Here is a 22,678-nt window from a genome sequence, read left to right on the forward strand (position 1 = left end):
GGGGGATCGCACGATGTCCATCAACATCCTGATGCCCGCCCTGTCGCCGACCATGAAGGAAGGCAAGCTGGCCCGCTGGGTCAAGGCGGAAGGCGAGGCGATTGCCGCGGGCGACGTGATCGCTGAAATCGAAACCGACAAGGCCACGATGGAAGTCGAAGCCGTGGATGAAGGCGTGCTGGGCCGTATCCTGATCCCCGAGGGGACGGAAGGCATTGCCGTCAACACCCCCATCGGCATTCTGGTGGCCGAAGGGGAAAGCGTGCCGGACGCGCCGGCAGCCCCGGCTGCGGCACAGGCGGCGACCCCGGCACCGGCGGCAGCCCCCGCAGCGCCAGCTACAAGCACGGCCGCCGCGCCACAGGCCGCACCGGCGGGTCGGGGCGGGCGGGTCTTTGCCTCCCCGCTGGCGCGCCGGATTGCGGCACAGAAGGGTATCGACCTGTCCACGCTGAAGGGCAGCGGCCCCAACGGGCGGATCGTGCGCCGGGATGTGGAACAGGCCGCCACCGCACCGGCACCTGCACCCGCGCCGAAACCGGCAGTGCCCGCGGCCGCCCCCGTGGCGGCGGCAGCCGGGTACGAAAGCGTGCCGCATTCCACCATGCGCAAGGTCATCGCGCGCAGGCTGACGGAGGCGAAGAGCACCGTTCCGCATTTCTACGTGGAAATGGATGTGGAACTCGATGCGCTGCTGGCCCTGCGCAGCCAGCTCAATACCGCGGCCCCCAGCGAGGGGCCGGGCGCGTACAAGATTTCCGTCAACGACATGCTGGTGAAGGCTGCCGCCATCACGCTGCGCCGCGTGCCGAAGGTCAACGTGGCCTACAGCGATGAGGCAATGCTGGTATATGACGACGTGGACATTTCCGTTGCCGTCTCCATTCCCGACGGGCTGATCACGCCCATCGTCCGCAATGCCGATACCAAGGGCCTGCGCCAGATCAGTCTGGAGACACGCGACCTTGTGGCCCGTGCCCGCGCGGGCAAGCTGAAGCCGGAAGAATTCCAGGGTGGCACGTTCTCCATTTCCAACATGGGGATGTACGGGGTGAAGGCATTTTCCGCCATCCTCAACCCGCCACAGGCCGCGATCCTTGCCATTGCGGCGGGGGAACGCAGGCCGGTGGTCAAGGGCAATGACATCACCATCGCCACGGTCATGACCGTTACCCTGTCGGTTGACCACCGCGTGGTGGATGGCGCGCTGGCGGCGGAATGGGTGTCGGCCTTCCGCACCGTGGTCGAAAACCCCATGAGCCTTGTGGTCTGAGGAAACGGTCTTATGAGCACCACGCAATTTGATGTCATTGTCATCGGGGGCGGGCCGGGCGGTTATGTCGCGGCCATCCGCGCGGGCCAGCTTGGCCTGAAGGTCGCGGTGGTCGAGGCGGCGCAGCTTGGGGGCATCTGCCTCAACTGGGGCTGTATCCCGACCAAGGCCTTGCTGCGCGCATCCGAAATCAACCACATGCTGCACAATCTGGGTGAATTCGGGTTTGCCGCCGACAACGTGCGCTTTGACTTCGCCAAGGTGGTCAAGCGGTCGCGTAATGTCTCGGCCCAGCTTTCGGCAGGTGTTGCCCACCTGCTGAAAAAGCACAAGGTCACCGTCATCAACGGGTTCGGCAGGCTGGCGGGCACCGCAGGCGGGCAGCGCAAGGTGTCGGTCAGTGTCGATGGCAGGGAAACCGCCACCCTGACCGCGCCCAGCGTGGTCGTGGCCACGGGCGCGCGCGCCCGCGTGCTGCCGGGACTGGAACCTGATGGCAAGCTGGTCTGGTCCTATCGTGAGGCCATGGTGCCGACCGAACTGCCGCGCAGCCTGCTGGTGATCGGGTCCGGGGCGATCGGGGTGGAATTCGCCTCCTTCTACCGCAACATGGGGGCGGAGGTGACGATTGTGGAAGTTGCCGACCGCATCCTGCCGGTGGAAGACGCTGAAATCAGCGCCTTTGCCCGCAAGGCGCTGGAAAAGCAGGGGATGAAGATCCTGACCGGGGCGAAGCTGGGTGCGATCAGGAAGGGCGACAACGCCGTCACCATAGACGTGACCGTGGGCGGCAAGACCCAACAGGTCACGGTGGAGCGTGTGATCTCGGCAGTTGGTATTGTCGGCAATGTCGAGAATATCGGCCTGGAAGGCACCGCGATCGAGGTGGACCGCACCCATATCAAGGTCGATCCCTACTGCCGCACGGGGGAGAAGGGGGTCTACGCCATTGGTGACATCGCCGGTGCCCCATGGCTTGCGCACAAGGCCAGCCATGAAGGCGTGATGGTGGCCGAACAGATCGCGGGCCGCAGCGTTCACCCGATCAACCCGCTGAACATTCCCGGCTGCACTTACTGCCGCCCGCAGGTGGCGTCCGTCGGCATGACGGAAGAAAAGGCAAAGGCGGCAGGCCATAAGCTGCGTGTCGGGCGTTTCCCCTTCATCGGCAATGGCAAGGCGATTGCGATGGGTGAGCCAGAAGGCATGGTCAAGACCATATTCGATGACGCAACCGGCGAACTGCTGGGCGCGCACATGATTGGTCCCGAAGTGACCGAGATGATCCAGGGTTACGTCATTGCCCGCACCGGGGAACTGACGGATGCGGAACTGAAGGAAACCATCTTCCCGCATCCCACCATATCGGAAACCATGCATGAAGCGGTGCTGGCGGCCTATGACGGGGCGCTGCATATCTGATTGATAAAAAAGGAGAAGTTTCTGGGTGTCGCCTTTTTTTTAAAAAGGCGGCGTTCCTTAAAGCGTTTTGCAAAAAGCTTCGCCAGAAACTTCTGGCTATCTGGCAGGCAGGGGATAACCGCCCTGATCGTGCGGTTGTGATCCCCTGCCGGGACGAAGGCGGCAAGAACGCTTGACGTGGTGGGGCAGGCGTTACACTTCTGATTATCTGCCTGTTTACGGGAATTTTTGCGTCATGTCCGTGCGTTTGATGATCGATCACCGGAAGAAAGGGGAGGCCGCACAGCGGCACCCGGAAAAGGCACACCGGCCCGACAACCCCATCGCGCGCAAGCCCGACTGGATCCGCGTGCGTGCGCCCAACCATCCCACCTATCACGAAACGCGCAAGCTCATGCGCGACAACAAGCTGGTGACGGTGTGCGAGGAAGCGGCATGCCCCAACATTGGTGAATGCTGGTCCCAGCGTCACGCCACCATGATGATCATGGGTGAAATCTGCACCCGCGCGTGTGCATTCTGCAATGTCACCACGGGCCTGCCCCATGCGCTGGATGCTGACGAACCCGAACGCGTGGCAGACGCTGTGGCGAAGCTGGGCCTGCGTCATGTTGTCATAACATCGGTGGACCGTGACGACCTGCCCGATGGTGGGGCCCACCACTTCGCGCGCGTGATCGGGGCCATACGGGCGGCGGCGCCTGACACCACCATCGAAATCCTGACCCCAGATTTCCTGCGCAAGCCGGGTAGCCTGGAGGTCGTGGTCCGCGCCCGGCCTGATGTGTTTAACCATAATCTGGAAACCGTGCCCCGGCTGTATCCCTCCATCCGGCCCGGCGCGCGGTATTACCAGTCGATGCGCCTGCTGGATGACGTGAAACGGATGGACCCGTCCATCTTCACAAAATCGGGACTGATGCTGGGACTGGGGGAAGAACGGCCCGAAATACTTCAGGTCATGGATGATCTGCGGATTGCGGACGTTGATTTCATCACACTGGGGCAATATCTCCAACCAACAGTGAAGCATGCTGCGGTGGCCCGGTTTGTCACGCCCGAGGAATTCGCCGATTATGCGGGCATGGCCCGTGTGAAGGGGTTCCTGCAGGTCAGTTCCTCGCCACTGACCCGGTCGTCGTACCATGCGGACTCTGATTTTGCGGAATTGCGCGCCGCACGTGAACAACGCCTGCGGACAGAACGTGGCGCAACGGAGATGAAGTGATGCCCACCCATGCCGAACGTCGGCTTATTGCCTATTCCCCCAGCCAGCTTTTTGACCTGGTGGCCGACGTCGGGAAATACCCCCAGTTCCTGCCGTGGTGCACGGGTGCGCGGGTGCGCACCCGCACGGCGACCGAACTGGTGGCCGACCTGACCATTGGCTTTGGTCCCTTCCGGGAAACCTTTACCAGCCGCGTGCTGCTGGAAGCGCCCGATACCATTCGCGTCAGTTATGAAAAAGGTCCGTTCCGTTACCTGAACAACGTATGGACCTTCACGCCGGAACCGCGCGGCTGCCTGGTCGATTTCTTCGTGGACTTCGAATTCCGTTCCCGCCTGCTGCAGGCGGCCATTGGCGTGGTGTTCAACGAGGCCGTGCGGCTTATGGTGTCTGCCTTCATCCGCCGGGCGCGTGACATTTACGGGCCGCCACCCGCGGTTGCCGCGCCGGGGCAGCCCGTTGGCCCGGCCAAGGCCGGCAATGCCTGACGCCCCTCCTTCGTAAAACCGGACAGGGAAAGACCGATTATGAAAACCATTCTGACCGCCATGGCGGGGGGTGTGCTGCTGTGCATGGTGCAGCCTGCGTCTGCAGCACCCGCATCGCATCACCACGCACGCAGCGACTCCGTCGCCGCCAGTGACGCGGAAACCGCCGACCTGAACAACCAGAGCCTGCAGAAGGCCCGGGCTTCGCTCAAGCAGCCTGCAGCCCCGGAAACGGCAGCCGCTCCCGGACAGCCGGTGCAGGCAGCCGGAACCGGCCAGACCGCGCCCGCCATCCGCGTGCCCGAAACCGGCAGCACGGTTGCCGGGTACTAGGGGGCGATTTCACAACCCCACCCGCACGGCAGATTGGACATAAACAGAAGGTTCTGGTGACGCTTTTTTCACAAAGCGTCAGGGAGCCCTGCCTTTTTTGAAAAATGGCGGCCCCGGAAACTTTTATGTCTATCAGGGTATTGTTCTAAAAAATCCCGGCAGGCGGCTTATTCCGCCGCCAGCCGCCCTGCATGATCCAGCAGCAGGGCCAGCGCCGTACGGACCGCCTGCGTGCGTACGTCCCACCGTTCGCCCGAGAAGATGTGCGATACCATGTCTACCGTACCGCTGGTGGCCACCGCGAACCAGACCAGCCCGACCGGCTTGTCGCGGGTTGCCCCCCCTGGGCCTGCAATGCCGGTAATGGCGACGGACAGATTGGCATCGGGCGCATGGGCCAGCGCGCCCTGTGCCATGGCGGCGGCAACTTCGCGGCTGACGGCGCCGTACTGCTCCAGCAGTTTCGCAGGCACTCCCAGCGCATGGGTCTTCATGCTGTTGGAATAGGTGACAAACCCGCCCGCCACGACATCCGACGACCCGGCTGCTTCGGTCAGGGCCGCAGCCAGCAGGCCGCCGGTGCAGCTTTCCGCCGTGACGATCCGGCACCCGGCCGAACGGAAGCGGGCCAGCGCGTCGGGCATGTGGGCAAGGAATGTATCAGGTAGCATCGGGTATGGTCTCCTTTCCCGTCCTAACGCATCAGGCGAGGAAACGGATGCCTGTCAGGATGACGCCCGCCATGATCCCGGCCACGATGTCGTCGCCCATGATTCCGATGGCGTCGTGCCTGCGGTCGAACCAGCCCACCGGGCCGGGCTTGGTAATGTCAAACAGGCGGAACAGGGCGAAGGCCAGCAGAAGCCACAGCACATCCGCCCAGCGCAGGGCCGAAAGCGGCAGGGGGGCCAGCGGGAACATGGCCAGCCACATGCCCGCGACCTCATCAATCACGATCCAGCCGTGGTCCTCCCCGCCGGAGGCCAGCTCCGTCGCGCGGTAGCCCACCGCCGTGCACACCAGCACCGCCAGCGCCATCCATATCCAGTGTCCCAGCAGCGGTACCCCCACGATCAGAGCTGCGAACGACCCCACGGTGCCCGGCGCACGCGGGGCGAAGCCCGTGCCGCCAAAACTGGCGATCAGGTGGGACAGGGGGCGCGCCATCAACCGTGACCCGCCGCCGGGTCGGTTGCCTGGTAAATGGCCATGTTCTCCTCCACCCGTTCAACGTAGTTGCGTGTCTCCCCGAAGGGGATGCTCTCGATCCAGTCCAGCATGGCGTCCGGCTGTGGCGTGTCGCGCGCGGGATTGCCCAGTGTCACAAGCCAGCCATCCGTGCGGTGCGGTCCGGCGTTGTAGGCGGCGGCCACGTAAGGCACCGCGCCCCCCATGCGCTGCGCGATGTCAGACAGGTAGGCCGCCCCCAGCCGCATGTTCAGTTGTGGGTCGGTCAGGCTGGCTGCGCTGACATTCACGTTCAGCCCGGCCTTGCGCGCCACCTCGCGCGCGGTGGGTACCAGAAGCTGCATCAGCCCCACCGCATGGGCGGGGCTGACCACGCCCGCGTCAAACCCGCTTTCCTGCCGCGCCACCGCCAGTTCCACATCGGCAGGCAGGGTGGATGTCGGCGGGCTGTAGACGCGCGGCCAGCCTTCATGAACCAGCGTCAGCCCGTCCTTTCCGGCCAGTCGGGCCACCATCACGGCGGCATCGGGAATGCCAAGGCGGGTCGCCATGCGCGCGGCCAGAACGTGTTTCATCGGGCCGGTATCCTGTGCATCCAGCGCCAGGATAAAGTCACGGGCATGGTGCCGGTCGCCCCACGCGACCAGTATTTCGGCGGCGCGCGCCAGGTCGCTCGTGTCGAAATGCACCGAATCGGATATGCTGGGTGCAGGTTCGCGTTCGCGCAGCAGGAAGCTGCGGATCTGCTGTCCCGCCTGGTTGGGCGCCACCAACTGGTTCATGCGGTCGCCCGCCAGCCGTTCAATGGCCATCTGCCCATAAAACGTGTTGGCCAGTGCCGCGGCCTGCTGCCACTGCGCCTTCGCCGCCCCGTGCCGCCCCTGCGCCCACAGGGCGCGCCCCGTCCAGTACAGGCCGCGACTGCGGGTAATGACGGGCACGGCCTGCGCCAGTGGCGTGAAATCGGCCAGTGCGTGGTCCGCGTCATGCAGGTATTCCAGCCGGATCCATCCGGTCAGGAACAGCGCGTCATAATGGGTGGCCGACCCGATATCGGCACTGTCATTGGCCATGAACAGTGCATCATCCGTGCGGTGCGCCAGCAGCAGGTCGCGGGCCATGGCGTCGCGTTCGCGCCAGAATACGGCAGCGACCGCCGGGGTCTGCTGCTTTTCCGTCTCCACCCCCCGTTCGTGCCACAGGGCCAGTGCCTCATCCAGCCGCTGGGCATGGTGCAGCCAGCGCAGGCGGTCCAGCACCAGCGCGCCATCGGCCTGCTGTTCTGGCGGCAGGGCGGCCAGCGTGTCCTCGGCACGGGGGTCATTGCGGCGGAAGGCAAGGCGGGCGCGGGCGACAGGCTGCTGTATGGTGTCCAGCATGACGACCTGCCGTGTCGCCGCATCGATCCGGCCCGCGCGTTCCTGCCGGTCGAATCGCAGCCAGTGGTCCTGTGGTGTCAGCACGGGGCCGAAGGTGGACAGCATGGCCTGCGTTTCGCCCTGCGTGTCGGCGCGGTTGACCCATGCGACGCGGGCCCAGCTGTCGAGTGCGGCGGGAGGCGGGGCCGCATGCGCGCAGCGCTGGAGGGCGTGCACGTCCGTCAGTTGCAGGCGGCTGCATAATGCGCCGGCAACCGCGTCATCGGGTTCGGCCGCCAGTGCCTGCTGGAACTGCGCCAGCATGAGCGGCCGCAGCGGCCATGACGGGTTTTCGGTCAGGAAGGTGGCGTATTCCTCCGCCGTGCCACTGGCCGACAGCAGGCGCAGGTACACCAGCAGCTTTGCAGCGACGGGATCATCATCGGCATTGCCGGTCGCGGCCTGTCCCGGCGTGGGCCAGCCGCCCTGCGGCCCGGCGGGCGCCGGGGCTGCATGCAGCGGGGCAGGGGCCAGCAGCGTCAGCCCCGCTGCAAGGCCCAGCCCCGCCAGAGGGGCGCGACTGGCGCCGCGCGGCATTACGCGGCTCCCCCCACATGGGTCCAGACCTCGCCCCCGCCCTTGACGATCAGTTCGATCGCCACCGCCAGCACCACCAGCAGCCCGACCCACGAAATCCAGCGATAGCGTTCCAGCAGGCGGGCGATCAGCGATGCCGCCACCGCCATCAGCACCACAGAGATGACCAGCCCCGCAACCAGCACGCCCATGTGCTCGCCCGCGGCACCTGCCACCGCCAGCACGTTATCAAGACTCATGGACAGGTCGGCCACGATGATGCGGATGATGGCGTTGCGCAGCGACGCGGGGGCAGGGGTGCCACCCTCCACATGGGCGTCGCCGCGCATCTCACGGTACATGCGCCAGCACACCCACAGCAGCAGCAGCCCGCCCGCCAGCGTGAGCCCGATGATGGCCAGCAGCCTGACCGCCACCAGCGCCAGGCAGATCCGTATGACCGCTGCCCCCAGCACGCCACACAGTATGGCGATTCGGCGTGAGGCATGCGGCAGGTTGCGCACCGCCATGCCCACCACGATGGCGTTGTCGCCCGCCAGGGTCACGTCGATCAGGACAACCTGCGCCAGCGCGTAAAGGGATGAGGGGGAAAAAATGGCAGACATGGGCAAGATACGTTCCTGGGGGAGAGGGCCGCGGCAGACAGGTCCCGGGTTTCACAATCGCTTTATGCCGTTCGCTGCCCGCATCATGCAAACACACCCGCTTCGGCGCGTAATATATGCCACGTTATGAATCGCACGTGAATATACCGGGCGGTTCAGGAAACGGGCCGGGCGGCCCGGTCGGACCCCACGGAATGGAATCCGGCGGATATGACGGGGCCGGGGCGCGGCGGATGGGGGCAAAAAATCCCCCGGAGCGGGCCGTCTCGCGTTTTCGCCTGCCTTTGAGGGAGACGCACGCGGCAGAATTGGTTAGGAAGACCGCCTGATCGTGTCCTGTCCGTATGCAGCAAAGGAAGCCCGAGAACATGGTACCGCGCTATACCCGACCCGTAATGGCCGCCATCTGGTCGCCCGAAAACCGTTACCGCATCTGGTTCGAGATCGAGGCCCTGGCCTGTGAGGCAATGGCGGAATATGGCGCGATCCCGAAGGATGCCGCCCGGACCATCCGCACGAAGGGCGACGCCGCCATGGCCGCCTTTTCGCAGGCGGACCTTGACCGCATTGATGAAATCGAGGCCGAAACCCGCCACGACGTGATCGCGTTCCTGACGTGGCTGGCGGAAAAGGTCGGTCCCGACAGCCGCTTCGTGCATCTGGGCATGACGTCGTCCGACGTGCTGGATACCTGCCTGTCGGTGCAGATGGTGCAGGCCACCGACCTGCTGCTGCAGGACATGGACGCCGTGCTGGCGGCGCTGAAGAAGCAGGCGTTCGACCACAAATACACCCTGACCATCGGGCGCAGCCACGCAATCCACGCCGAACCGACGTCGTTCGGCCTGAAGATCGCGGGACATTATGCCGAGTTTGCCCGCAACCGTGAGCGCCTGCTGCGCGCACGCGCGGAAATTGCGGTCTGCGCCATTTCCGGCGCGGTGGGTACATATGCCCATATCGACCCGCGCGTTGAGGAATACGTGGCCGACAGGCTGGGGCTTACGCCCGAAGACGTGTCCACGCAGGTCATCCCGCGCGACCGGCATGCGGCATATTTCTGCGCGCTGGCGGTGATCGCCAGCGGGATCGAGCGTCTGGCCACCGAAGTGCGCCACCTGCAGCGTTCCGAAGTGCGCGAGGCGGAGGAATTCTTCCACAAGGGGCAGAAAGGCTCGTCGGCCATGCCGCACAAGCGCAACCCGGTGCTGTCGGAAAACCTGACCGGGCTGGCCCGCCTCGTGCGGTCGCACGTCATTCCGGCGCTGGAAAACGTGGCGCTGTGGCATGAACGCGACATCAGCCATTCCTCGGTCGAGCGCAACATCTGCCCCGATGGCACGGTCGGGCTGGACTTCGCGCTCATGCGGCTTGCGGGCATGATGGAAAAGCTGGTGGTCTATCCTGACCAGATGCAGGCCAATATCGACAGCCTTGGCGGCGTGGTGCATTCGGGCGAGGTGCTGCTGGCACTGGCGCGCGCGGGCATCCTGCGCGAGGATGCGTACCGGATCGTCCAGCGCAACGCCATGGAGACATGGACAAAGCTGGGCCGCAAGGACGCAAGGACTTTCCGTGAGAACCTGGACGCCGACCCCGAGGTCGCGGGCCGGGTGCCGCCGGAGGTGCTGGACGCGGCAATGGACAGCAATGCCCACCTGCGCCAGATCGACCATACCTACAACCGCGTGTTTGGTGAGTCCGGCCCCACGCGGACCTGACGGAAACAACAGCAGGATATCAAGGCGTGTGCACTGTCGTCATTTCCCACGACCCGACCCGGGACTGGCCGCTGCTGCTGGCGGCCAACCGTGATGAACGCCTTGACCGGCCCTGGCTGCCGCCGGGACGGCACTGGGCGGACCAGCCCGATGTCGTCGGCGGTCAGGACCAGGTGGCTGGCGGGTCGTGGCTGACGCTGAATGACGCGGGCGTTGTCGCGGGCATCATGAACCGCGTGGGCAGCCTTGGTCCCATGCCGGGCAAGAACTCACGCGGGGCGCTGCCGCTGCTGGCTGGGCGCTTTCCCACCGCGCGCGACGCCGTGGCGCATATCGCCACGATCGACGCGGGGGCGTGGCGGTCGTTCAACATGATCGTGGCCGATGGGGATGACGCCTTCTTCATCCGCGGCCCCGGTTACGGGCAGCCGCAGGTCGAATCCCTGCCGCCCGGCGTACACATGGTCGCCACCACCGACCCCGATGACATGGCCATGCCGCGCATCGCCCGGCACCTGCCGCGTTTCCGGGCTGCAGCCCGCCCGGTCCCGCCGCAGTGGACGGGGTGGACCACGCTGCTGGCCGACCGGTCGCTGCCTGCAGGCAGTGAACTGAACATTCCGCCGCGTTCGGGCTTCGGCACGTGCAGTTCGTCCGCCATCGGCGTGGCGCGGGACGGGCGGCGGTCATGGTTTTTCGCCGCCGGTGCCCCGGACCGCGTGGGCTACCAGCCCATCAATCTGTCCGCACCGGGCACGGGGGCAGGGTAAATATGGTATCTTCCCGCCCGGATCGCTGCTATGGCATGCGGACCATTTGGGATCATGCCAGACAACAGATCCTGCAGATCAGGGGAGGGGCCGCTCCCGGCCCGTCCCCACAGCGTTATGTGAAGGACGAGTATGGGCCGCCGCCGTCAGCTTTACGAAGGAAAAGCCAAGATCCTTTTCGAGGGGCCCGAGCCGGGCACCCTGGTGCAGTATTTCAAGGATGACGCCAGCGCCGGGAACGGCGCGAAAAAGGGCATCATTACCGGCAAGGGAGTGCTGAACAACCGTATCAGCGAACACCTCATGCTGCGGCTGCACGATATCGGGATCCCCACCCATTTCATCCGCCGCCTGAACATGCGCGAGCAGCTGATCCGTGAAGTGGAGATCATTCCGCTGGAAGTCGTGGTGCGCAACGTTGCCGCGGGATCCCTGACCAAACGGCTGGGCATTCAGGAAGGCACGCGCCTGCCGCGCCCGATCATCGAATTCTATTACAAGAACGACGCCCTGGGCGATCCGATGGTGAGTGAGGAACACATCACTGCCTTCGGCTGGGCCTGCCCGCATGACATGGAAGACATCGTGTCGCTGAGCATGCGCGTGAACGACTTCCTGTGCGGCCTGTTCATGGGCATCGGCATCATCCTTGTGGATTTCAAGCTGGAATTCGGCCGCCTGTTCGAAGGCGACAACATGCGCATCGTGCTGGCGGATGAAATCTCGCCCGATAACTGCCGCCTGTGGGATGCCAAGACCAGCGAGAAGCTGGACAAGGACCGTTTCCGCAAGGACATGGGCAGGGTTGAGGAAGCATATCAGGAAGTCGCGATGCGCCTGGGTATCCTGCCCGAGGCCACGAATTCCGACATGAAGGGACCGGAGGTAATGCAATGAAGGTGCGTGTGACCGTCATGCTGAAGGAAGGCGTGCTTGACCCGCAGGGCAAGGCGGTGGAACACGCCCTGCACGTGCTGGATTTTTCGAATGTGGGTGAAGTCCGCATCGGACGTGTCATCGAACTGGACATTGACGAAACCGACCGCGAACGCGCCCGCGCGCAGGCCGATGCCATGGCGCGCGCGCTGCTGGCCAATCTTGTGATCGAGGACTTCACGACGGAGGTTGTCGGATGAAGATCGCCCGCCTTCTTGCCCTTGGCTGCGTCATGGCCGTGGCCCTGCCGGCAGCCCATGCGTCCGCCCAGCGTGTCTCGCGCCTGACGGGAGAGCAGCTTGGTTCGCTGTGCACCAAGCCCACGGGGACCGGCATCTGTGACGCCTACATCTCGGGCGTGGCCGATGCGGGCGCGCTTGACCACCTGTTCGAGCGTAATGCCGAAAAGGATACCAAGGACGTCGCGGCCTTCTGCATCGCCCCGGCCGCTGCCACGGCGGACATACGTGGCAAGGTTGTCGGCTGGATGAAGGATCACCGCGACGGGCTGTCCCGCCCGGCGGGGGAGGTCGTGTTCACCGCGCTGCATGAAACCTATCCCTGCGGCGGCAGCAAATGAAGGCGGCGATCGTAGTCTTCCCCGGCACCAACCGCGAACGTGACATGGCCATCGCCCTGCGTGGCGTGACGGGACACGCACCGGCCATGGTGTGGCACCGCGAGGACGCGCTGCCCGCGGGCACCGACCTTGTGGTGCTGCCCGGTGGCTTCAGCTATGGCGATTACCTGCGCTGTGGCGCGATGGCGGCACATGCGCCGGTCATGGCGGCCATCCGTGAATTCGCGGCGAAAGGCGGCCATGTCCTGGGCGTGTGCAACGGGTTCCAGATCCTGACCGAAGCGCAGCTCCTGCCTGGTGCGCTGCTGCGCAACGCGGCACTGCGCTTCCTGTCGCAGGACTGTTTCCTGCGTGTTGAGCGCAATGATACACCGTTTACCCGCCACTGGGCGAAGGGCGACGTGTTCCGCACCCCCATGGCGCATGGGGACGGCAATTACATCGCCAGCGCCGACACCATCCGCATGCTGGAAGACACGAACCGCGTGGCCTTCCGTTACGTGGCCGAAGATGGCCGCATGGACGAAGGCGACCCGCAGATCAACCCCAACGGGTCGATGCACGCCATTGCCGGTGTGTTCAGCGAAAACCTGCGCGTATGCGGTATGATGCCCCACCCGGAGGATCTGGTTGATCCGCTGATGGGGGGCGAGGATGGTAAACCCCTGTTTACGGGACTTGTGGAGGCTCTGGTCGGATGAGTGCAAAGGTATCCCGCCCCGTTGATGAGGCACTGGCGCGCGAATTCGGCCTGACGGCGGAAGAATACGGCAATGTCCTGTCCATCATGGGGCGCACGCCCACATTCACGGAACTGGGCATCTTTTCGGTCATGTGGTCGGAACACTGCTCGTACAAATCGTCGCGCGCGTTCCTGAAGACCCTGCCGACGAAGGCCCCCTGGGTCATCCATGGCCCTGGCGAGAACGCGGGCGTGGTCGATATCGGGCAGGGGCTGGCCGCCATCTTCAAGATGGAAAGCCACAACCACCCTTCCTTCATTGAACCTTATCAGGGCGCGGCCACTGGCGTAGGCGGCATCCTGCGCGATGTGTTCACCATGGGCGCGCGTCCTGTCGCCAACCTCAATGCCCTGCGTTTTGGCGACCCGAACAACCCGCAGACCCGCCGCATCGTGGATGGCGTGGTGCGCGGCGTGGGCGGTTACGGCAACTGCGTGGGCGTGCCCACGGTGGGCGGCGAGATCAATTTTCACCCCGCATATGACGGCAACCCGCTGGTCAACGCCATGACGGTTGGCGTGGCGCGGCAGGACCGCATCTTCCTGTCGGCTGCCGCGGGTGTTGGCAATCCGGTCATCTATGTCGGGTCCAAAACCGGGCGCGACGGCATCCATGGGGCCACCATGTCGTCGTCGGAGTTTGACGAGGATGCGCTGGCCAAGCGCCCGACCGTGCAGGTGGGGGATCCGTTTGTTGAAAAGCTGCTGATCGAGGCCTGTCTGGAACTGATGGCGACGGATGCCATCGTGGCCATTCAGGACATGGGGGCGGCGGGGCTTACGTCATCGTCCGTTGAAATGGCGGGTAAGGGCGGCGTTGGCATCGACCTCGACCTTGACCACGTGCCGCAGCGCGAACGCGGCATGACGGCGTATGAAATGATGCTGTCCGAAAGTCAGGAGCGCATGCTGATCGTGCTGCGCCCCGACCGTACGGAACAGGCCCGTGCCATTTTTGACAAGTGGGAACTGGATTTTGCCGTCATCGGCCACCTGACCGATACCGGCAACATCGTGATCCGCCACAAGGGGGAGGTCGAGGCCGACATTCCGCTGGCCCCGCTGGCGGATCAGGCCCCGGTCTATCACCGCCCGACCGCGCCCGCGCTGAAGCCGCAGCCGATGGAGCAGATCATCGACCCCGTTGGCGTGGAACAGGCACTGATCCGGCTGATCGGCTGCCCCGACCTGGCGTCGCGTGCATGGGTGTACAACCAGTATGACAGCACGGTGGGCGGGCAGACGGTCCGCAGGCCGGGTGCGGCCGATGCCGCGATCGTCAAGGTTGAGGATACGCAAATCGGTCTTGCCCTGACCACCGACTGCACGCCACGCTACTGCCGCGCGAATGCGAAGCTGGGCGGCGCGCAGGCCGTGGCCGAAGCCTGGCGCAACATTACCGCGACCGGCGCACGCCCGCTGGCGGTGACGGACAACCTGAACTTCGGCTCGCCTGAAAAGCCGGAGGTGATGGGCCAGTTCGTCGATGCCATCGCGGGCATGGGGGAGGCCTGCCGCGCGCTGGACTTCCCGGTCGTCAGTGGCAATGTCTCGCTGTACAATGAAACCCGCGCGCCGGATGGCACGTCGCAGTCCATCCTGCCTACGCCCGCCATTGGTGGCCTTGGCGTGCTGGAGGACGTGCGCACGGCGGTCGGGCTGGAAATGCCCGATGAGTGCGACATCATGCTGCTGGGCGAGACGAAGGGCCAGCTTGGCCAGTCGATCTGGCTGCGTGAAATTCTTGGCGCGCAGGATGGTGAGCCGCCGGAACTCGACCTGGCCGCCGAACGGCGCAATGGCGATTTCGTACGCGGCCTGATCCAGAACGGCACCGTCATCGCCTGCCACGACGTGGCCGATGGCGGCGTGCTGGTGGCGGTGGCCGAAATGGTCATGGCGGGGCAGGCGGGATGCGTTCTGGGCGCGCCGCAGTCGGGCATGCGGCCCGAAGCCTTCTGGTTCGGCGAGGACCAGTCACGCTATGTCGTGGCCGTACGTGACGGGCAGGCGCTGACGACCCTTGCGGCACAGGCGGGGGTGCCATGTCGCAAACTTGGCCGTTCTGGCGGGCAGGGTTTGACATTGCCCAGTGGTTCCACAATATCCAAGGCACGTCTGCTCGCGGTGCATTCCGAATTCTTTCCGCGACTGATGGACCGATAGGGCAGGAGTTTTAAGCCAGATGGCAATGACGGCACAGGAAATCGAAACCTATATCCGCGAAGCCCTGCCTGACGCGAAGATTACGATTGATGATCTGGCAGGCGATGGCGACCACTATGCCTGCCGTGTCGTGAGCGAGGCCTTCCGTGGCCTTCCGCGCGTGCGGCAGCACCAGTTGGTCTATAACGCGCTGCAGGGGCATATGGGCGGCAAGCTGCACGCCCTGGCGCTGCAGACACAGACGCCCGACTGACCTTACGCGATATCCTTACCCCCAAAGCAGGAAACGAAAACATGGCTGAAACAATCGCACAGCGCATCCAGGCGCAGATCGACGCCAATCCCGTCATGCTGTATATGAAGGGTGACGCCAATTTCCCGCAGTGCGGCTTCTCCGCGCGCGTGGTGCAGGTGCTCAAGCACCTTGGCGTGCCGTTCAAGACCGAAAACGTGCTGGCCGATCCCGAACTGCGTCAGGGGATCAAGGACTTCTCCAACTGGCCCACGGTGCCGCAGCTCTACATCAAGGGCGAATTCATCGGTGGCTGTGACATCGTGACGGAAATGTACCAGGCCGGTGAGCTGCAGAAGCTGCTGACGGAAAAGGGCATCGTCACGGCCGCGGCCTGATTGCGCCACGCGCCCATGGTGCGCCGATAGGGACGGGCGGGACAGAAATGTTCCGCCCGTTCTTTTTATACCCAATTTTATACCGAACATCACTTGCGTCATGCCCGTGCTTTCGCCTAGCTTCATCCAGGTTTGAAAAACAAGGGGGCCTGATGCGCTACAGTGACTTGCGTTTTGCTACAATGCTACTGCTTGGCGCAGGTCTTGTTGGCAGCATCGTGACACCCGCCCACGCCCGCACCCACGCCGTGACGGACAGTGAAGCGGACCGCCTGACACTTGGCGCGCTTATCGCGCCGCCGCCGCCCGTCCGGCATGTGACCTATCACCGTCGCGCGGGTGGTCATGCCGCCCCGGTGGTGATGGCGGCAAACCACAGTTCCGCTGCGCATACGCGGCATACGATGGTCCACACCATCGTCTATCATCCGCATGGCACTGTTACCCACCACATTCACCCCACGGCCGCCCGGCACCGTACCTGATATCCTGCCGTGCCGTCAGTACTGTCTGAAGGCATCGGGTATCCATTCCACGACATTGCCCGGCAGCACCGCGCCGACATCGAAGCGGATGCTGTCATAGGCCCAGTGCGGGTTGGCCGCGCATAAGAACTGCGCCGCGTTCATGATCCGCGCCACCTGTGACGGGCGAATGGCTTCCCCTGCCGCCAGCAGGGAGGGGCGGGCCTTGATCTCCGCGAACATCAGGCATCCTGCGCGCAGCGCCACGATATCCACCTCGCCCCACCGGGTGCGCGCACGGTGCAGCAGGACCTGCCAGCCACGGGCCTGCAGGTCCGCAATTGCCAGCCGTTCCGCCGCCATGCCATCGCTGAAGGCGCGCCTGCCGCGCCGCTGCCGGCCCGTTTGTGCGGGGCGGGCGTCCTGCTGTGTCATGCTTTGTTTTTCCTGTGGCGTCATGGGTATGTAAAACGTGATGGGTAGGATATAGCAGGCGGCCTGACCGGGCGGTCCGGGCATGGACCGGTACCGTGCGCCGGAACGGGATGCGCGACATGATTTTTCATTTCCTGACCATATGGGATATTTGCCTGCTGCTGGTGCGCGTGTCCATTATCGTGGTGGTGGTGGTGCATGTGCTGCTGACCAAGCGGGATGTCGGGGCGTCCATCGGCTGGATCGGGGTGACCGTGCTCATGCCGCTGACGGGCGGCGTGCTGTATTCCATGTTCGGCATCAACCGTGTGCACCGGCGGGCGCGGCGCATGGCGGGGCAGCACCCGTGGCGCAGCCGCACCACGTCATCGCAATGGCGCAGGGAGGAAACCGGGACGTTCGCGCCGCTTGCCTCCATGGCCGGGAAACTGACCGGGCGACCGCTGCTGGGGGGCAATGCGGTAACCCCCATGCATGATGGCGACAGCGTCTATCCCCGCATGCTGGCGGCCATAAATAATGCGCGGCACAGCGTGCTGATGTGTTCCTACATCTTTCGCGATGACCGCATTGGGCGGCAGTTCTGCGATGCGCTGATCGCGGCCCATAAGCGGGGCGCGCAGGTGCGCGTGCTGGTTGATGGCGTCGGGTCGGGATATTTCAATTGTGGCGTGGGGCGGATCCTGCACCATGCGGGTGTGCCGGTGGGGCGGTTCATGCATTCCATGCTGCCGTGGCGCATGCCGTTCATCAACATGCGTGATCACAAGAAAATACTGGTGGTGGACGGGCTGACCGGGTTCATGGGCGGCCTGAACATTGGTGAGGAAAACATCGCCGCCTCCCGCCCCCGGCACCCGGTATCGGATACGCATTTCGAACTGAACGGCCCGGTCGTCCATCAGTTGAGCGAGGCGTTCGCGCGTGACTGGGCCTTTACCTGTGGCGAGGAACTGACGGCGGACATCTACTTTCCCCGGCAGGACAGCCACGGCCCCAGCCTGAGCCGCATCGTCACCGCCGGGCCGGATATGGATCTGGAAAAGATCGAATACACCATGCTGCAGGCCTTTACGCTGGCGCAGCGCAGCATCCGGATCATGACGCCGTATTTCCTGCCCGATGACCGGTTCCTGACCGCGCTGGCCCTTGCGTCCATGCGGGGGATCGAGGTGGATATCGTCGTGCCGTGGCACAGCAACCATACCCTGCTGGACTGGGCGCGGGCAGCCAACCTGCCGCGTTTTCTGGATTCCGGGTGCCGGATCTGGCTGGCGCGGCCGCCGTTCAACCATTCCAAGCTGATGGTGGTGGACCGGCACTGGTCATTCGTGGGCAGTTCCAACCTGGATGTGCGCAGCCTGCGGCTGAACTTTGAAATCAACCTCGAAATCTATGACGACGCGCTGGCGACCATGATTGATGGGTTCATTGCCACCCACCGCCATGTGCGCATGACGCATCATGACCTTGATCGCCGGTCCTTTCCGCGCAAGATGCGTGACGCGGCGGCACGGCTGCTCCTGCCCTATCTGTAGGAAACCACTGATGAAACAGAGGTTTCTGGGGGCCGCCGTTTTTCAAGAGGCGGCGTTTCCCGAATATCCCTGAACCAAGCGTCACCAGACCCGTCTGTCTGTCCGGACAATGGGTAACGGGGCTAGCGCGTGGGCTTCAGCAGGACCGAGATGGGGCGGTGGTCGGATGCGTAATTCTCGATTACATGGCGTTCGACACAGGTCAGACCGCGGACAAGGCAGCGGTCCAGCCGGATGGGCAGCATGTCGGCCATGCGGTGCGTCGGCGCGCGTGGCCCCACGTCATGGAAATGGCGGATCAGGGCGGGACCGACCTGATTGAAATCCCCCAGGATGGCGGCCTGATGCGGCAGGATCTGCACCACCCGGCGCAACTGCCGGCGGTTGAGCAGCTGCCCGTGCGACAGGTGGACGTTGGCCACCGTTACCGTCCCGCAATCCACGATCTGCGCCACGCGGCGGATCAGTGTGCCGGCGGGCAGGGTGCAGGTCAGCGGTTCGCGGCGATAGGGCCACGGGCTCCAGCACGCCAGCCCATGTATGCGGCCGGGCAGGGGGGAACGTGCGTAATGCCCGCCGATCAGGGTGGGCAGGGTGTCGATTTCCACCGTTGCTTCCTGCATCAGCATAAGGTCCGGCCGTTCGGTGCGGATCAGGTCGATCACGTCGCGCACCGTCGCCCCGATGCGGCGCAGCAGGTTCCAGCTGACGATCTTGATCGCCTCGCCCTCGCGGTCGGGCGGGGTCAGGTCCATCTGCGGTGGCGAGCCATGGCGTGGCTGGATGGAGGGCAGGCGAAGATAGGGGCGGGCTAGGGTCATGGTTCGATAAACGGCTCGCGTATTTCGTCAGGGATGGGGTCCTTCGACCGGGGATCGCCCGCGGCGAATTCGGCAGTCAGGGTATAGCCCACGCCAATCAGGACGGGACCAAGGAAAATTCCCAGCCCCCCGAATGTCAGGACACCCCCCAGCACGCCCAGCACCGTCAGCAGGTAGGGCATCTGCGCGCCACGCGCAATGAACATGGGACGGATGATGTGGTCCGCCCCGGATACGATGATCGTGCCATACAGCAGCAGGAAAATGCCCCAGCCGGGATGGTGGGTCAGCAGCAGGAACACGGCGGCGGGAATCCAGATCAGCGGCGCGCCGATGGGCAGCACCGCGACAAAGGCGGTGACCGCGCCCAGCAGCACGGGGCTGGAAATACCCGCAATGGCAAAGCCGATGCACGTCAGGATGCCCTGTATGATGGCGGTGCCAAGAATGCCGTACACCGTGCCCCGGATGGTCCGGCCCACGATGCGCAGGATCCGTTCGGCATACACGCCCGCGATCCGCCGCACCACGGCCACGAAGGTGTTGCCCAGCGCGTCCCCCCCCAGCCAGAAGAAGAAGGAGATGAACAGCGCCATGGCCAGATGCGCCAGCCCGCTGGCCAGCTGCATCATGGCGCTGAGGATCGATTGCCCGATCCGTCCGGCATAGGGGCGCACGATCTGGTCTATGCTGCCGACATCAACCGACCATTTCTGCCATTTTTCAACAATTTCGGGGCCAAAATGCGGGATATGCGCAATGCGCGCGGGCAGTTGCGGCAGGTGCAGCGTGCCCACGGTGTCCACCACGTACTGCAGGGTGGCCGGAACGTCGGCAATGCTGCTGGATACCACCACCGCCAGCGGCACCACCAGCACCAGCGCGCACAGCACCGTCATGATCAGGGCAGCGGGCAGCAGCGACATGTGCCGCCGCAGCCGCATGAACACCGGCCATGTGGAAAAGGTCAGGATCGCAGCCCACAGCAGGGCGGTAAGGAACGGATACAGGATCAGGACGCAGCCGAATGCGATCCCCCCCAGCATCAGTCCCATCATGATACGTTCGACCATAGCGGTGGCGTATCCCCTCCTGCCATTAAACGAAAGACAAATGTTCAGGACTTTCGTTCCCGTGCCGTATGCTGCACCTTATTGTGCGACACGCAATTCCTAAAGACCGGGAGAAGGTATGCATCCGCTGATCTCAGCCAGTGATCTGGCACAGGCCATCCAACAGGGCGACATCCTTGTGCTTGATGCCTCCATGGCACTGCCGGGGCAGGCCTTTGACCCGCAGCAGCGTTTTGCCAATGCCCATATCGCCGGCGCCGTGCGCTTTGACATCGATACCTTCTCCGATCCGGATTCCCCCCTGCCGCACACCATTCCCGGTCAGGCCCGCTTTGCCCGGCTGGCGACGGAACGGGGCATGGCCAATACGAAACGCATCGTGTTCTATGATCAGGACGGCATGGCCTGTGCCGCGCGGGCATGGTGGCTGACACGCCTGTTCGGTCATGAACGGGTGCAGGTGCTCGAAGGGGGGCTGGCGGCATGGAAAAGTGCTGGCCTGCCACTGGAAAGCGGGCCCGATCTTGCCGCCCCCGCGCCGTTTGTCAGCCGTCCGCGCTATGACCGCCTGCATGGCATGGGGGACGTGCTGGACATCGTGCACGGCCGTCTGCCGGGACTGATCCTTGACGCGCGCAGCCGTGGCCGGTTCGAAGGGCGCGATCCCGAACCGCGCGCCGGGATTGAATCGGGCCACATGCCCGGCGCCCGCAGCCTGCCCTATACCGAACTGCTGGACGATAATGGCCGCTTCCTGCCCGCTGCTGCGCTGAAGGAGAAATTTGCGGGACTTGGCGTGACCGACACTACCGCCGTCACCTGTTCATGCGGCAGCGGCATGACCGCGTGCATGATCGCGCTGGCGCTGGTCAGCATCGGGGCGGGTGCGGGGGAACCCGCGGTCTATGACGGGTCATGGGCGGAATGGGCGTCCACGCCTGACTCGCCCATCGTGTGTGGCGCATAAGGGGCGGACGACATGACCGATCCCATGGCGCTGGTGCCGCCCGACCTGCTTGAACGCGTCACACGCGGCTGGCGCGACATGTCCACGCGGCTTGTCCAGCTTGGGCGCGACCGGCCGGAGGGGGACAGGGGCGTATTCGTCAATCCCGCCGCCGAGCGCGGTTCCACCGTGCTGTTTTCCAGCCTTGAGGCCATGGACCGCGCGGGGCATGGCCGCTATGGGCCGGAACTGATCTACGGCGCCATGGGATCGCCCATCCAGCACCGGCTGGAAGCGGTCATTGCCGAAATCGAAGGCGGCACGCAGGCGCAGGTCGTGCCATCGGGGCTGGCGGCGTGCACGCTGCCGCTGCTGGCCTATCTGGGGGCGGGGGATCACTGCCTGCTGTCGGATTCCGTCTATGGTCCCACCCGGCGTTTCGCCGACAGGGTGCTGCGCCGATTTGGGGTGGAGGTCACCTATTTCCCCCCCATGGCGACCGAGGGCGACCTTCAGGCCCTGTTGCAGCCCAATACCCGTCTGATCTTTGCCGAAAGTCCCGGCAGCCATTCGTTCGAGGTGCAGGATATTCCCATGATGGGCCGCCTGGCCGCGCGCGCGCGGGCACGGCTGGTGGTGGACAACACGTGGGGGATCGGCCTGTTCAACCCGTTCGCGCACGGGGCGCATGTGTCGGTGCAGGCGCTGACCAAATATGCCGCGGGCCATTCCGACACCATTATCGGCGCGGTGACGGTGGCATCCGATGCGGACTGGCGGCCATTGCGCGATACCGCGATACAGGCCGGGCAGACGGCTGGGCCGGATGACTGCTGGCTGACGCTGCGCGGCCTGCGCACCATGGGCGCGCGCCAGGAACGTCAGGCGGCCACCGCGCTGGGGGTGGCAATGTGGTTGCAGTCCCGGCCGGAAGTCAGCCGCGTGCTGCATCCCGCCCTGCCGTCATGCCCGGGGCATGAATACTGGGCACGTGATTTCAGTGGCGCGTCGTCGCTGTTTGGCGTGGTGTTCGATCCCGCTTTCACGCAGGCGGACATGACCGCCATGATCGATGGCCTGTCGCATTTTGGCATTGGTGCGTCATGGGGCGGGTATGAAAGCCTTGTGCTGCCCACCTCGGGCGGGATTTCGCGCTCATGCCCGTCGGTCACGGCCGAAGGGCCGGCCTGTCGGCTGCATATCGGGCTGGAAGATGGCGCAGCGCTGGCGGCCGATCTGGCGCGGGGGCTGGATGGCATGTCTGCCGCCCGCGCAGTGCGGGGGACAGGCTGACGTAGATCAAGGCTGCAACGGGGTAGGGGTGAAACACTCCCCCCATTCATGCCCCCGTCCGGCCATGCCGG

The 22,678-nt window shown here is 64.8% G+C and carries 25 protein-coding genes; 18 read left to right on the forward strand and 7 right to left on the reverse strand.

Annotated elements, in window-relative coordinates; genetic code table 11:
- The first annotated feature begins 13 nt into the window (after positions 1 to 13).
- The 5 genes from CFR80_RS08510 (at position 14) to CFR80_RS08530 (ending at position 4,744) form a co-directional block, all read left to right on the forward strand.
- The gene (locus CFR80_RS08510; protein WP_010514247.1) at positions 14 to 1,273 is read left to right on the forward strand and encodes a pyruvate dehydrogenase complex dihydrolipoamide acetyltransferase; all 1,260 of its coding nucleotides are present in this window, start codon (positions 14 to 16) and stop codon (positions 1,271 to 1,273) included.
- A gap of 12 nt (positions 1,274 to 1,285) precedes the next feature.
- Positions 1,286 to 2,695 carry a dihydrolipoyl dehydrogenase gene (gene lpdA, locus CFR80_RS08515; RefSeq protein ID WP_010514248.1) on the forward strand — a complete coding sequence of 470 codons (1,410 nt, stop codon included), beginning with the start codon at positions 1,286 to 1,288 and terminating at the stop codon, positions 2,693 to 2,695.
- 235 nt (positions 2,696 to 2,930) lie between these two features.
- Positions 2,931 to 3,923 carry a lipoyl synthase gene (lipA, locus tag CFR80_RS08520; protein WP_010514249.1) on the forward strand — a complete coding sequence of 331 codons (993 nt, stop codon included), beginning with the start codon at positions 2,931 to 2,933 and terminating at the stop codon, positions 3,921 to 3,923.
- Positions 3,923 to 4,411 carry a type II toxin-antitoxin system RatA family toxin gene (locus CFR80_RS08525; RefSeq protein ID WP_010514251.1) on the forward strand — a complete coding sequence of 163 codons (489 nt, stop codon included), beginning with the start codon at positions 3,923 to 3,925 and terminating at the stop codon, positions 4,409 to 4,411. Before lipA ends, CFR80_RS08525 begins: the two co-directional genes overlap by 1 nt.
- Before the next feature lie 39 nt (positions 4,412 to 4,450).
- Positions 4,451 to 4,744: a hypothetical protein gene (locus CFR80_RS08530; RefSeq protein WP_010514252.1), complete on the forward strand. Its 294-nt coding sequence runs from the start codon at positions 4,451 to 4,453 to the stop codon at positions 4,742 to 4,744.
- A gap of 167 nt (positions 4,745 to 4,911) precedes the next feature.
- Here the strand turns inward: CFR80_RS08530 and CFR80_RS08535 are convergent, their stop codons facing one another.
- Genes CFR80_RS08535 through CFR80_RS08550 form a run of 4 tightly spaced genes read right to left on the reverse strand, consistent with a single transcriptional unit; the run spans position 4,912 to position 8,492 of the window.
- Complete coding sequence (locus tag CFR80_RS08535; RefSeq protein ID WP_010514253.1) at positions 4,912 to 5,415, reverse strand: CinA family protein; 504 nt, start codon at positions 5,413 to 5,415, stop codon at positions 4,912 to 4,914.
- A 31-nt stretch (positions 5,416 to 5,446) separates the two neighbouring features.
- Positions 5,447 to 5,911 (reverse strand): phosphatidylglycerophosphatase A family protein, encoded by a 465-nt coding sequence (locus tag CFR80_RS08540; RefSeq protein WP_010514254.1) that lies wholly within the window; start codon positions 5,909 to 5,911, stop codon positions 5,447 to 5,449.
- Complete coding sequence (locus tag CFR80_RS20095; RefSeq protein ID WP_010514255.1) at positions 5,911 to 7,887, reverse strand: lytic transglycosylase domain-containing protein; 1,977 nt, start codon at positions 7,885 to 7,887, stop codon at positions 5,911 to 5,913. The genes CFR80_RS08540 and CFR80_RS20095 overlap by 1 nt, the downstream gene beginning before the upstream one ends.
- Positions 7,887 to 8,492 (reverse strand): YjbE family putative metal transport protein, encoded by a 606-nt coding sequence (locus tag CFR80_RS08550; RefSeq protein ID WP_010514256.1) that lies wholly within the window; start codon positions 8,490 to 8,492, stop codon positions 7,887 to 7,889. The genes CFR80_RS20095 and CFR80_RS08550 overlap by 1 nt, the downstream gene beginning before the upstream one ends.
- Positions 8,493 to 8,860: 368 nt before the next feature.
- Between CFR80_RS08550 and purB the strand changes: the two genes are divergently transcribed.
- From purB to CFR80_RS08600, 10 genes are all read left to right on the forward strand, one after another.
- Complete coding sequence (purB, locus tag CFR80_RS08555; protein ID WP_010514257.1) at positions 8,861 to 10,213, forward strand: adenylosuccinate lyase; 1,353 nt, start codon at positions 8,861 to 8,863, stop codon at positions 10,211 to 10,213.
- A 26-nt stretch (positions 10,214 to 10,239) separates the two neighbouring features.
- A complete protein-coding gene (locus CFR80_RS08560) occupies positions 10,240 to 10,983 on the forward strand; it encodes an NRDE family protein (protein ID WP_010514258.1) in 744 nt (247 codons plus the stop codon).
- Between the two features lie 132 nt (positions 10,984 to 11,115).
- Complete coding sequence (gene purC, locus CFR80_RS08565; RefSeq protein WP_010514260.1) at positions 11,116 to 11,880, forward strand: phosphoribosylaminoimidazolesuccinocarboxamide synthase; 765 nt, start codon at positions 11,116 to 11,118, stop codon at positions 11,878 to 11,880.
- The gene (purS, locus tag CFR80_RS08570) at positions 11,877 to 12,119 is read left to right on the forward strand and encodes a phosphoribosylformylglycinamidine synthase subunit PurS (protein WP_010514261.1); all 243 of its coding nucleotides are present in this window, start codon (positions 11,877 to 11,879) and stop codon (positions 12,117 to 12,119) included. The genes purC and purS overlap by 4 nt, the downstream gene beginning before the upstream one ends.
- The gene (locus CFR80_RS08575) at positions 12,116 to 12,499 is read left to right on the forward strand and encodes a Rap1a/Tai family immunity protein (protein ID WP_010514262.1); all 384 of its coding nucleotides are present in this window, start codon (positions 12,116 to 12,118) and stop codon (positions 12,497 to 12,499) included. The genes purS and CFR80_RS08575 overlap by 4 nt, the downstream gene beginning before the upstream one ends.
- Entirely contained in the window at positions 12,496 to 13,200 is a 705-nt protein-coding gene (gene purQ / locus CFR80_RS08580; RefSeq protein ID WP_010514263.1) for a phosphoribosylformylglycinamidine synthase subunit PurQ, read from the forward strand. The genes CFR80_RS08575 and purQ overlap by 4 nt, the downstream gene beginning before the upstream one ends.
- On the forward strand, positions 13,197 to 15,407 hold the full coding sequence (gene purL, locus CFR80_RS08585; protein ID WP_010514264.1) for a phosphoribosylformylglycinamidine synthase subunit PurL: 2,211 nt from the start codon (positions 13,197 to 13,199) through the stop codon (positions 15,405 to 15,407). The genes purQ and purL overlap by 4 nt, the downstream gene beginning before the upstream one ends.
- A 19-nt stretch (positions 15,408 to 15,426) precedes the next feature.
- Positions 15,427 to 15,660, forward strand: a complete 234-nt coding sequence (locus tag CFR80_RS08590) for a BolA family protein (RefSeq protein ID WP_010514265.1) — start codon at positions 15,427 to 15,429, stop codon at positions 15,658 to 15,660.
- A 41-nt stretch (positions 15,661 to 15,701) separates the two neighbouring features.
- Positions 15,702 to 16,037 carry a Grx4 family monothiol glutaredoxin gene (gene grxD, locus CFR80_RS08595; protein WP_110507238.1) on the forward strand — a complete coding sequence of 112 codons (336 nt, stop codon included), beginning with the start codon at positions 15,702 to 15,704 and terminating at the stop codon, positions 16,035 to 16,037.
- 152 nt (positions 16,038 to 16,189) lie between these two features.
- Positions 16,190 to 16,522: a hypothetical protein gene (locus CFR80_RS08600; protein WP_181418181.1), complete on the forward strand. Its 333-nt coding sequence runs from the start codon at positions 16,190 to 16,192 to the stop codon at positions 16,520 to 16,522.
- A gap of 15 nt (positions 16,523 to 16,537) precedes the next feature.
- Here CFR80_RS08600 and CFR80_RS08605 read toward each other — a convergent pair whose 3' ends face one another.
- A complete protein-coding gene (locus CFR80_RS08605) occupies positions 16,538 to 16,936 on the reverse strand; it encodes a YraN family protein (RefSeq protein WP_372447697.1) in 399 nt (132 codons plus the stop codon).
- A 119-nt stretch (positions 16,937 to 17,055) separates the two neighbouring features.
- Here CFR80_RS08605 and cls point away from each other — a divergent pair, with 119 nt between their 5' ends.
- The gene (gene cls, locus CFR80_RS08610) at positions 17,056 to 18,474 is read left to right on the forward strand and encodes a cardiolipin synthase (RefSeq protein WP_029329440.1); all 1,419 of its coding nucleotides are present in this window, start codon (positions 17,056 to 17,058) and stop codon (positions 18,472 to 18,474) included.
- 122 nt (positions 18,475 to 18,596) lie between these two features.
- On the opposite strand, the gene CFR80_RS08615 is transcribed toward cls, so the two are convergent.
- On the reverse strand, positions 18,597 to 19,295 hold the full coding sequence (locus CFR80_RS08615) for an endonuclease/exonuclease/phosphatase family protein (protein ID WP_010514271.1): 699 nt from the start codon (positions 19,293 to 19,295) through the stop codon (positions 18,597 to 18,599).
- On the reverse strand, positions 19,292 to 20,368 hold the full coding sequence (locus CFR80_RS08620) for an AI-2E family transporter (RefSeq protein ID WP_010514272.1): 1,077 nt from the start codon (positions 20,366 to 20,368) through the stop codon (positions 19,292 to 19,294). Before CFR80_RS08620 ends, CFR80_RS08615 begins: the two co-directional genes overlap by 4 nt.
- A 118-nt stretch (positions 20,369 to 20,486) precedes the next feature.
- Here CFR80_RS08620 and CFR80_RS08625 point away from each other — a divergent pair, with 118 nt between their 5' ends.
- Together CFR80_RS08625 and metC are read left to right on the forward strand one after the other, a co-directional pair.
- The gene (locus CFR80_RS08625) at positions 20,487 to 21,335 is read left to right on the forward strand and encodes a sulfurtransferase (protein ID WP_010514273.1); all 849 of its coding nucleotides are present in this window, start codon (positions 20,487 to 20,489) and stop codon (positions 21,333 to 21,335) included.
- A 12-nt stretch (positions 21,336 to 21,347) separates the two neighbouring features.
- Positions 21,348 to 22,607 (forward strand): cystathionine beta-lyase, encoded by a 1,260-nt coding sequence (gene metC / locus CFR80_RS08630; protein WP_010514274.1) that lies wholly within the window; start codon positions 21,348 to 21,350, stop codon positions 22,605 to 22,607.
- The last annotated feature ends 71 nt before the right edge of the window (positions 22,608 to 22,678 follow it).

The organism is Komagataeibacter oboediens, assembly GCF_003207815.1.
Taxonomy (GTDB): domain Bacteria; phylum Pseudomonadota; class Alphaproteobacteria; order Acetobacterales; family Acetobacteraceae; genus Komagataeibacter; species Komagataeibacter oboediens.

Excerpts from the sequence above, each read along its gene's own strand:
- CFR80_RS08510 (WP_010514247.1), top strand. The coding sequence starts at position 14 with ATGTCCATCAACATCCTGATGCCCGCCCTGTCGCCGACCATGAAGGAA.
- lpdA (WP_010514248.1), top strand. The coding sequence starts at position 1,286 with ATGAGCACCACGCAATTTGATGTCATTGTCATCGGGGGCGGGCCGGGC.
- lipA (WP_010514249.1), top strand. The coding sequence starts at position 2,931 with ATGTCCGTGCGTTTGATGATCGATCACCGGAAGAAAGGGGAGGCCGCA.
- CFR80_RS08525 (WP_010514251.1), top strand. The coding sequence starts at position 3,923 with ATGCCCACCCATGCCGAACGTCGGCTTATTGCCTATTCCCCCAGCCAG.
- CFR80_RS08530 (WP_010514252.1), top strand. The coding sequence starts at position 4,451 with ATGAAAACCATTCTGACCGCCATGGCGGGGGGTGTGCTGCTGTGCATG.
- CFR80_RS08535 (WP_010514253.1), bottom strand. The coding sequence starts at position 5,415 with ATGCTACCTGATACATTCCTTGCCCACATGCCCGACGCGCTGGCCCGC.
- CFR80_RS08540 (WP_010514254.1), bottom strand. The coding sequence starts at position 5,911 with ATGGCGCGCCCCCTGTCCCACCTGATCGCCAGTTTTGGCGGCACGGGC.
- CFR80_RS20095 (WP_010514255.1), bottom strand. The coding sequence starts at position 7,887 with ATGCCGCGCGGCGCCAGTCGCGCCCCTCTGGCGGGGCTGGGCCTTGCA.
- CFR80_RS08550 (WP_010514256.1), bottom strand. The coding sequence starts at position 8,492 with ATGTCTGCCATTTTTTCCCCCTCATCCCTTTACGCGCTGGCGCAGGTT.
- purB (WP_010514257.1), top strand. The coding sequence starts at position 8,861 with ATGGTACCGCGCTATACCCGACCCGTAATGGCCGCCATCTGGTCGCCC.
- purC (WP_010514260.1), top strand. The coding sequence starts at position 11,116 with ATGGGCCGCCGCCGTCAGCTTTACGAAGGAAAAGCCAAGATCCTTTTC.
- purS (WP_010514261.1), top strand. The coding sequence starts at position 11,877 with ATGAAGGTGCGTGTGACCGTCATGCTGAAGGAAGGCGTGCTTGACCCG.
- CFR80_RS08575 (WP_010514262.1), top strand. The coding sequence starts at position 12,116 with ATGAAGATCGCCCGCCTTCTTGCCCTTGGCTGCGTCATGGCCGTGGCC.
- purQ (WP_010514263.1), top strand. The coding sequence starts at position 12,496 with ATGAAGGCGGCGATCGTAGTCTTCCCCGGCACCAACCGCGAACGTGAC.
- purL (WP_010514264.1), top strand. The coding sequence starts at position 13,197 with ATGAGTGCAAAGGTATCCCGCCCCGTTGATGAGGCACTGGCGCGCGAA.
- CFR80_RS08590 (WP_010514265.1), top strand. The coding sequence starts at position 15,427 with ATGGCAATGACGGCACAGGAAATCGAAACCTATATCCGCGAAGCCCTG.
- grxD (WP_110507238.1), top strand. The coding sequence starts at position 15,702 with ATGGCTGAAACAATCGCACAGCGCATCCAGGCGCAGATCGACGCCAAT.
- CFR80_RS08600 (WP_181418181.1), top strand. The coding sequence starts at position 16,190 with ATGCGCTACAGTGACTTGCGTTTTGCTACAATGCTACTGCTTGGCGCA.
- CFR80_RS08605 (WP_372447697.1), bottom strand. The coding sequence starts at position 16,936 with ATGACACAGCAGGACGCCCGCCCCGCACAAACGGGCCGGCAGCGGCGC.
- cls (WP_029329440.1), top strand. The coding sequence starts at position 17,056 with ATGATTTTTCATTTCCTGACCATATGGGATATTTGCCTGCTGCTGGTG.
- CFR80_RS08615 (WP_010514271.1), bottom strand. The coding sequence starts at position 19,295 with ATGACCCTAGCCCGCCCCTATCTTCGCCTGCCCTCCATCCAGCCACGC.
- CFR80_RS08620 (WP_010514272.1), bottom strand. The coding sequence starts at position 20,368 with ATGGTCGAACGTATCATGATGGGACTGATGCTGGGGGGGATCGCATTC.
- CFR80_RS08625 (WP_010514273.1), top strand. The coding sequence starts at position 20,487 with ATGCATCCGCTGATCTCAGCCAGTGATCTGGCACAGGCCATCCAACAG.
- metC (WP_010514274.1), top strand. The coding sequence starts at position 21,348 with ATGACCGATCCCATGGCGCTGGTGCCGCCCGACCTGCTTGAACGCGTC.